This window comes from Bacillus sp. 7884-1 (assembly GCF_002272245.1).
Taxonomy (GTDB): Bacteria; Bacillota; Bacilli; order Bacillales; family Cytobacillaceae; genus Neobacillus.
Genome location: NZ_NPDD01000253.1, coordinates 1 through 8,894, shown reverse-complemented (window position 1 = coordinate 8,894; position 8,894 = coordinate 1). Strand labels below are relative to the sequence as shown.

Annotated in this window: 10 protein-coding genes and 1 pseudogene; 4 read left to right on the top strand and 7 right to left on the bottom strand. The window is 35.7% G+C overall.

The window, feature by feature from the left end; translation table 11 throughout:
• Nucleotides 1–69 precede the first annotated feature (69 nt).
• Nucleotides 70–2,379, bottom strand: a complete 2,310-nt coding sequence (gene helD, locus CHI06_RS26735; RefSeq protein ID WP_095251685.1) for an RNA polymerase recycling motor HelD — start codon at nt 2,377–2,379, stop codon at nt 70–72.
• 578 nt (nt 2,380–2,957) lie between these two features.
• Between helD and CHI06_RS26730 the strand changes: the two genes are divergently transcribed.
• Nucleotides 2,958–3,776: an EcsC family protein gene (locus CHI06_RS26730; protein WP_095251684.1), complete on the top strand. Its 819-nt coding sequence runs from the start codon at nt 2,958–2,960 to the stop codon at nt 3,774–3,776.
• A gap of 59 nt (nt 3,777–3,835) precedes the next feature.
• Here the strand turns inward: CHI06_RS26730 and CHI06_RS26725 are convergent, their stop codons facing one another.
• The gene (locus CHI06_RS26725) at nt 3,836–4,261 is read right to left on the bottom strand and encodes a hypothetical protein (RefSeq protein WP_095251683.1); all 426 of its coding nucleotides are present in this window, start codon (nt 4,259–4,261) and stop codon (nt 3,836–3,838) included.
• A 312-nt stretch (nt 4,262–4,573) separates the two neighbouring features.
• Nucleotides 4,574–4,899 (bottom strand): annotated as a pseudogene (locus CHI06_RS31205) (GNAT family N-acetyltransferase).
• Between the two features lie 285 nt (nt 4,900–5,184).
• Here CHI06_RS31205 and CHI06_RS26715 point away from each other — a divergent pair.
• Entirely contained in the window at nt 5,185–6,396 is a 1,212-nt protein-coding gene (locus tag CHI06_RS26715; protein ID WP_095251682.1) for an MBL fold metallo-hydrolase, read from the top strand.
• 1 nt (nt 6,397) lies between these two features.
• Entirely contained in the window at nt 6,398–6,667 is a 270-nt protein-coding gene (locus tag CHI06_RS26710; RefSeq protein WP_095251681.1) for a DUF3006 domain-containing protein, read from the top strand.
• A gap of 122 nt (nt 6,668–6,789) precedes the next feature.
• Here the strand turns inward: CHI06_RS26710 and CHI06_RS26705 are convergent, their stop codons facing one another.
• Nucleotides 6,790–7,092, bottom strand: coding sequence for a hypothetical protein (locus CHI06_RS26705; protein WP_095251680.1), 303 nt, complete (start codon nt 7,090–7,092; stop codon nt 6,790–6,792).
• Between the two features lie 175 nt (nt 7,093–7,267).
• Here CHI06_RS26705 and acpP point away from each other — a divergent pair, with 175 nt between their 5' ends.
• The gene (gene acpP / locus CHI06_RS26700) at nt 7,268–7,498 is read left to right on the top strand and encodes an acyl carrier protein (protein ID WP_095251679.1); all 231 of its coding nucleotides are present in this window, start codon (nt 7,268–7,270) and stop codon (nt 7,496–7,498) included.
• A 68-nt stretch (nt 7,499–7,566) separates the two neighbouring features.
• Here acpP and CHI06_RS26695 read toward each other — a convergent pair whose 3' ends face one another.
• From CHI06_RS26695 to CHI06_RS26685, 3 genes are all read right to left on the bottom strand, one after another.
• A complete protein-coding gene (locus CHI06_RS26695; protein ID WP_095251678.1) occupies nt 7,567–7,779 on the bottom strand; it encodes a hypothetical protein in 213 nt (70 codons plus the stop codon).
• Between the two features lie 107 nt (nt 7,780–7,886).
• On the bottom strand, nt 7,887–8,183 hold the full coding sequence (locus CHI06_RS26690) for a TIGR04104 family putative zinc finger protein (protein ID WP_179292794.1): 297 nt from the start codon (nt 8,181–8,183) through the stop codon (nt 7,887–7,889).
• A 34-nt stretch (nt 8,184–8,217) separates the two neighbouring features.
• The gene (locus CHI06_RS26685; protein ID WP_095251676.1) at nt 8,218–8,766 is read right to left on the bottom strand and encodes a GNAT family N-acetyltransferase; all 549 of its coding nucleotides are present in this window, start codon (nt 8,764–8,766) and stop codon (nt 8,218–8,220) included.
• Nucleotides 8,767–8,894 lie beyond the last annotated feature (128 nt).

Sequence of the window (8,894 nt, the reverse complement as noted above, 5' to 3'; positions counted from 1 at the left end):
TTGCTTAATATAAAACTCTAACTTTTGGGGGTCACATCAATTATAGGAGGTGCCTGGCACTTTTCTTTTTCAATTTGCATCAAAATGGACGTAGGCAGCTTTATTTAATAATAAATCCGATAACTCACTCCCATATAAATGCAACCTATGCATAGGTCTTGTCATTGCCACATACAACAATTTTATATCCACTTCTTCCACACTGTACACTTCTTCCAATGTAAGAATCAGCACGGCATCAAACTCTAGTCCTTTTGAAAGGTACGAAGGCAAGATTACAACGCTTCCCTTTTTCATATCTTGCTTTTCTTCTAATATCTGAATGGGAAGATTACTATTTTCTAGCATTTTATGTATTCGCAAGCACTCGCTGTCGGTTCTTCCAATAATGGCTATCGAGTTGAGGTCTTCCTCTTTGAGTAATTGGATATCGTGTTCAAGTGTTTCTCTTACCTGTTGCAAATGGCTTGGGTCAATTTTCGTAAAACGTGGTTTGTCCCCATGTCGAATAACGGGTTGTACAATTGGCAGATCTTTGTCCATAATCGATAGAATGTCATTTGCGAGGTGCATAATCTCGACCGTTGTCCGGTAACTTTTTTGGAGAGCATGATAGTTCGCATTTGGGAAGATATCAGAAACTAATGGTTCCCAGCTGTTTAATCCCCGATAAGAATGAATCCCTTGTGCTAAATCGCCAACAATTGTAAATAGATCTGTTTCAAAGCCTTCTTTCATTGCTGCAAACTGAAAATAGCTATAGTCCTGAGCCTCATCAATGAAAACACTTTTCATTTTATATTTTTCATCGATTCCTTCAAGCTTTGCTTTCATGTAAAATAACGGAGCCAAATCCTCAAGCTCAAGTGCTTTTTTGTCAAAAATTCTTTGACAATATTGACTCAACCTCTTGCATTCTATCTCAGAAAGAGTGTTTGAATAATTTCTTAACAGTTCAGGAGATGCCATCAGTTCCTTGTATAGTGCAAAGATATCTTTTTTTACAAATGGATCCATATAATTCTTCACTGCTACCTTCGATTCTTGCTCCACCGTATTTAACCTTTTCTCTTTTAAATCCATGATGGAGACGACTCTTACTCTCCTTTTATCTGAATCCAGCCTGGTGGAATAAAGTGCCTTTTCTAAAGCATCATCATATTTACTGTTAATTTTGGATAGAATGATTGATTTTTTTATTCTTAAATCATTTGCCAATAGATTTTTTATTTTATCGAGTCTACTATAGATTGGTAAGTATTGAAACTCTGTTAAAAATAATCTATTAATTTTTTGCCCTCTCATCAGAAGCGATTTTTCAATGATAAAATCCTTTGACGGTGCTAGATTATATTCAATATCTTTCAAGTAGGCATCGATACAGTCCTTAAAATCTAGTGAACCTTTATACCCCGACACCCATTGTAACCATTTTGATTTTCCTTCCCCTTTTAGAAGCGTCAGTAATTTTGAGTTAGGAGCTATTAATTTTATTTTCTTCCCTAAGCAATTTCTCATAAAATCAACATAAGTGGTTTGTTTAATTTTGTTTACCCCTAAGTCAGGAAGAACAGCGGAAATATAATCAATAAACAATCTATTTGGTGCAAGAATCATTAATTTTTCTGGAGGAAATCGATATCCAGAAGAGTATAAAAAGTAGGATATGCGATGGAGTGCAATAGTGGTTTTTCCACTTCCCGCAGCTCCTTGAACGATGATGGGGTGTTTAAGAGAAGCTCGAATTACATCATTTTGCTCATTTTGGATGGTCGCGACAATTTCGGTTAAGCGATTATCTGCTTTACCCGATAAGGATTTCTGTAATAGTTCATCATGTGTGGTTAAATCGATATCTCTAATTTCTTTTAATAATCCGTCCTCGATTTCATACTGTCTTTTAAGAGATAAATAACCACTTTGCGTTTCCCCATAGGCGTCATACGTAACATCCCCTAGACGACCGTCATAGTAAACATTTGCAATCGGAGACCTCCAGTCAACGATAATGGGAATCTGATTTACACGGTCAAATAGTGACGCTTTCCCAATATACAAAATCTCTTCATCGGTGTCACCGCTGCTGGTAAAATTAATTCTCGAAAAGTACGGTTTGCCAATGACACTCGCTAACCTTTCCAGTTCACTTACTGCCAATTCCAGGTACTGAGCATTCGTCAAAAGCGTCATGTAGCTTAAACTACTATCAGATGTATCAAGATCAGCAAAGGCTTCCTTTAGATTCTCAACAAACTGTTCTTTATTTCCTTTTGAATGTTCCAAAACACTCTTAATGTATTCCTTTGTAAACTCTAGGCGCTCTATTTCTGCTTGATAATCTTTATGCTCACGAACTGATTTTTGTTTTTTTGAACTCATTCTCTTAAACCGTCACCTCTTCCTATAGTTACCGTACAATCGAACAGGCACAAAAAGAAACATCTACAATCATCTTGTAGATGCTTTCTTACACAATGGAGCTATATTTTATCATTTGGAAATTATTAATACAATCTATTTGTTCATAATAATTAAAAAATAAAGCCGAATTCCTTCACCCTTTGGTATATAGCAGGACAATGAGGAAAATAATCAAACCTATTAAGAGGATTGGACCAACACCGGTAGTATACACAATGTATATTTTAACATGGAGTATCGCATGGACAATAAGTATAATGAGCAAGCATATAAGCAATAAAATAGCTAACTGGACATTTGTATTTCGATTCCGATTCAAAAAATTTGCTCCCTTCTAGAAGCTTTAAAGGAACACTACATGTACCACTACTCTCTTTTTATATAAATATTTTACTTTTGCTCAAAATATGCCTTCCTTAAAGTTTATCAGGTTGTGTCTTTAAAAACGTATATAGTAATAATGAAACCTGTTAGATGTTTTACCGTATATACTTACATACCTATATTTAAATGTTGAAAATGGAGTGGAATGTTTGATGATAGTAGAATCGACTGATTATTTAAAGGACGAATTGAAAAAGATTGAAGCATGGGAAAATGAACAGAAGGATTTATGGTTTTGGGAAAAGCTTGGTCGTTTACCATTCATGCTTCTTGATAAGCTAACACCAAAATTTATTCAAGATAAAATCGGCTTGGCGATTGATGAATTAGGGAACTACATTCAGAATGGCGGCCAATATTTAGTCAAAGAAGAAAATATTCTAAAAAAGTTTGTGCCTCAGGATACATCAGCAGATGAAATTCACCTTGACTTCCTTGAACAAGTTCCGATTAGTAAAATGGATGAAATCGCTGAGGAAATTAAAAATTCCAGAACAAAAATAGCGACAGTTCAAGGGGCAACAACGGGGATTGGCGGGCTATTTACACTGGCAGTTGACATTCCTGTTCTATTAGGATTATCCCTTAAAGTATTACAAGAGATTGCAATATGCTATGGGTACGACCCTAAAGAAAAATCAGAAAGAATTTTTATTGTAAAATGTCTGCAATTTTCCTCATCCGACATTGTCGGAAAAAAGGCAATACTAGAGGACCTTACTTCCTTCAATCAAGGCAATCAGAACAATCAAATAATCTCACAGCTGCAAGGATGGCGTGAAGTGGTTACCACCTATCGAGATTCTTTTGGCTGGAAAAAGCTTTTCCAAATGATTCCGATAGCTGGAATGATTTTTGGAGCATTTATTAATCGCTCCTCTATCGGGGATGTGGCCGAAGCAGGAAAAATGTTATACCGAAAACGGAAAATCCTAGAGCGCCTTAATCAAATGGAAAAGATTCAAGGTTAAATCAAATAAGTGCCAGGCACCTTCCAGTTTATTGGACAGGTCCTGGCACTTCCTTTTTTCTATTTTTCTTTAATCATGGTTGAGAAAGATGTTTTGTCATCAACACTAAAGAAAATTCTGGTAACATCCTTAGTTTTTCCGTACATCGCTTTATCTTGAATTGGATGGTTTAAGACTAATTCAAAGGTTGGATCATCAAAGCTAAATAGAGATAGATCAAGGACTTCTTTATTCTTTCTATCTTCCTGGTAAAGGCTTCCGCTCTTTAATTCCTTAATATTCTCTGTTGCTATTATAACTCTTGGACGAATGCCAATTTTTAAAGAAAGTTCGTTATTTTTTATCATGATGGGATTCCTAGTGACTGCTCTTAAATCAACGAGTAGGAAGACAATGACCGAAATGGATAGAATCAAATGAATCCAGTGCAGGATAGGACTCCAGTTATATAAGAGGTACGACACCCCAGCTGTTTCTAGAACCATAACTGCCACCATTGCCCAGATAAATCCTATATACCCTTACTGTTTGTGATAGGTGAAAAGGATTCCCTCATTACTTTGAAACCCATTCAATTCTGCAGCTTTTTTCATCACCAACAACCCGTTTCTTCTTTTATGATATAAAAATATAAATTAATATTTTAGTTCATTAAATATTTAACTCAACTTAAGTATAATGCAAACATTGTTTATTATCAACTAAAAAGCCAAAAATTTACAATTATTTTTCCCTATACAAATAAGCCGTTGAATCATTCAACGGCAAGAATTATAGGTTGATTCTTTCTAGCATTGCTATTTTAACGAATACATCATCGGAGTAAATCTCATCCCATTCACTGTCTGTTCTTTTTCGATATCAACAAATCCAAGTCGATGATAAACTTCTACTGCATAGGGTGATGAATTAACCGTAATCGTGGTAATAGTAGACTTCTCACTTTTGCATCTCTCTAAAACTGTATTAAATAAACGTTTAGCTATTCCTCGCCTATAAACTCTTTTTTTACAAATAACAAACAGATATGATTCATTCCTCTTGTTGCGATTACCCCTGTTAATTCATTATCTACTTTGCATCCCCAAAAGACTATCTTTGATGTTTCAAATTGTTCAAGCATTGAATCGTAAGAAATAAATTTCCTGAATTCCTCAATACCCTGAATTGAGTAATCAGGAGATTCGAATTCTTGAAAAACACTCCAAACTAATCCAAGAGCATTCTTGATTTCGTTTTTCTTCAATTTTACGATATCCATATAAATCAAGCCTCCCCCACTACTTTTTATACTAATTTGTTGTATTACTTTTGACTAGACTGTAATCACTCATAAAAATCATTCTGACTTGAATTGTCTGAAAATGGTTGATTTGTGATAAGCTATTAGGTGAAAAGGGGGAATTGAATGCAGAAACGTTACCTTTTTGCTCTATTTAGTTTCATCATTATTTTTCTATTTAGTGGTTGCGGACAAGAACCACTACAACCTAAAGACATAGCGCAACGAAAAGAAAATATAACGGAAAAGTCATTACCAGCGGAAAATGATGAAGCTCATAGTACGGAAGAAAATAAAGCTGCACCCACTGATTTATCAGAACTTAAGGTCCACTTCATCGATGTCGGTCAAGGTGATTCAACCTTACTTCAATTTTCTGATGATGGTGAGGATTTTACGATTCTTATTGACGCTGGAAACTGGACTGGGGATGAAGTTGTTCAGTATCTTAAAGAACAGCATGTTTCGCAAATCGATATTGCGGTTGGGACTCATCCAGATGCCGATCACATTGGACAGTTGGACCAAGTGATTAACACATTTAACGTGGGGGAGGTGTGGTTATCAGGGAACACAAACCCCTCGCAAACCTTCCAAAGACTTTTAAAAGCAATCGATACAAAAGCTGTTGATTACTATGAGCCACGAATGGGTGATCAGTTTGAAGTCGGCCCGCTTAAGATTGATGTATTATATCCAAAAACAATTAGCGAGCATGATAACGAAGAGTCTATTTCGTTAAAACTGACCTATGGTGAAATTAAGTTTATTTTAACAGGAGACGCCACCACGGAAGACGAATTAAAAATGCTTCATAGTGGATTTGATATGAAAGCTGACATTCTGAAACTGGGTCATCATGGCTCCTCCACTTCAACGCACCCTTCTTTCTTGCGGGAAGTGAACCCAGATGTTGCGATTTACAGTGCTGGCTTGAATAATACTTATGGTCATCCCCATGAAGAAGTGGTCAATCTTGTTCAAAATTCGAAGATTCAACTTTATGGGACCGATGTTCATGGGACTGTAGTTGTAGAAACAGATGGGAAAGATTATAAAGTACTGACGAAAAAAGATGGGACCATTTCACCCTCTAGCAGCGGGAACACACCAAAGGCCGAGGTTGAGCCTGCACCCATTGTTGGTAATTGTATAGACGTAAATCAAGCAAGCATTCAACAATTACAAGAAATCATTCACATTGGTGCTGCTCGTGCACAGGATTTAATCAAATTAAGACCTTTCACCTCTGTTGATGATTTAGGAAGAATAAAGGGTATTGGACCTGCTAGAATTGCTGATATTAAATCGCAAGAACTTGCTTGCGTAGGAGGTTAGGATTATTAAAGGATACCTGGATAGAATTGAAGATAATCAATTTGCTGTTATTTTAGTCGAAGAAATGAAAAAAGAATTCATCATTCCAAAAAAGGACCTGCCAAAAGGCAGTAAGGAAAATTCCTATTTCGAGATTACCATCGAAAATGAAAAAATCACCAGCTTGAAATTAGATGAACAAACCACCCTTTCCGAACAGGAACAGGTGGATGAGATGATGACAAAGCTTCGTTCCAAGAGTAAAGGCAGCAAATTCAAAAAGAAAGTCTGACAAAATTACTGACATAGCGATTGGTATTGAAAAAGAAGAGTGTTGACTGAGTCAACACTCTATCATTTTACCCTTTCGAATAAAAAGGCTCACTCAAAGAGTAAGCTTACATCATAAATAACTTAATCAAAACGCTCTGTCTCTATTCCATCCAAAATATCCTCTAATTCTGTAAGGAAATTCAGCTGTACAGGAGCCGGGATTTGCTCCATCCACTTTTTTATTTCAGGTAACTGCTCAGCCTCATTTATATTCGTTGGCTTCGGCTCAAGAGTTGTCCACCATGTCTTCAATTCATCAATAAATTCATAAAAGTAGCGTTCAAATCTTTCAGCCCATTCTGCCCCTTCATCACCTGAAGTCTTTTGCATCATACTCCAGGCCTCCATCGCTGTTTCAAAGTACTCATCCATTAATTTCTTCATGTTGAACTCCTTTTTTACGTTCTGTTAATATTCTTTCATTTCTTCATTATCGTTTCTTATCCATAATAACTCTAGTAAAAGTTAATGTTCACCGGGTAATGGCAATTATTTATGTTTTACGTTTTGAAATAGGTTGTTATAATGATGATAATGGACAACTTAGGAGGATATCAAAATGACAACATTTGAAAAATTAAAACCTATTATTGCAGATCAGCTTGGTGTCAAAATGGAGATGATTACACCTCAAAGCTCATTCAAGGATGACTTGGATGCTGATTCGCTTGATATGGTTGACCTGACAATGGAAATTGAAGATGAATTCGCAATTGAAATTAGTGACAAAGTGGCAGCTACGCTTCAAACGGTCGGTGATGTGGTAAACTATATTGAAAAAAATCGTTAATTAAATCACTATGAGCCTAAAATATGTTCTTAAAGAAGCCCTTCTTTTATGAGAGGGGCTATTCTAATTTATTTATCTAATTCCTTAACTGAGTCAGTAATATCTTCGCCATCCACAATTACTTGTTGCAGATCTCCTCCAAAAGGCATTTCTCTTTGTATTTTCTTCCACCAATCAAAAGCAACTTTTTCTTTTGAATTACCATTTAATTGGAAGGAACCTCGCCGCATTACATTATTATCCCTTGAAATATAGCTAATTTGTATAAGTACATTCACCATTGTCTACCTATTCCTTCTCTGGGATATGTTGAATTCCAGCTTCCACCTTACACTCTAGTTACTACAAATGCATTCAAAACCATCTAATTTTTCCTTTTTGAGATATACTACCACATCAGCTCTTCCTTGTTACTTAGCTTATAAATAAAGGGCATCCAAATAAGCACCAAAGCATTAGCAACTAACTCGAATGCTAAAATATAGCCTATAGGTACACCAAATGATACGAATGGTAAAATTAATAATGGTACAACTACAAAGAGACTTAGTTGGTTTCTTGATTTCCTTGAAACGTATTGGAATGACGAACAGAACGGGCATCTTAACTTAGATCTAAAGGTGAACATTTTCTTAAAAGTCTCTTTCCAACTCCAGTTATAACCACAGTGTTGACAGATTGGCATGGAAAACATCCCCCCCCTATGAGAAAATTTTTATCTACTTCATTACCTCATCTTTAAGAATGGAGTATATGTATAAATCATCAAATTTACCACATGTAAATTCGTAATGTCTGAGCAAACCTTCTCTAATAAAGCCTAGTCTTTCTACGAGTTTTTGTGAAGGTATATTTTTAGGTACAATTAATGCCTCAATTCTTTCTAATTGATAATGCAAATAACCATATCTCACCACTGCTTCCAAGGCTTCACTCGCAATCCCTTTTCCCCAGTAATCTTTGCTCACTTCAAATCCAACTTCAGCACGATGATGTTTGGACTTCATATTAAGAAAACCACAGCTGCCTATCACCTTATCTGAATCTTTTATTGTAATGCCCCATCTAATCCCTGAACCTTCGTCATAAATAGATTGATACCAGTCGATTTCTTCATATACGTCAATCATTGTTTGGAATGGTTCTAACCCCATATGTTTCACGACATCTTTATCAGATAGATACGTAAACATATGTTCTGCATCCAGTTTTGTTGCTTTTCTTAAAAATAATCGTTTGGTTTCTATGATCGGAAATTCCTTTGACATTGATTTCCCGTCCTCTCAAATTACGCTCCTTTTATAATTTTACCATTTATTAGAATGGGATTGTTCCAAATGGGCATTTTCTTTACTAAATGGCTGTGTTAAAGGTATCTGTTGATTCAAGAACTATG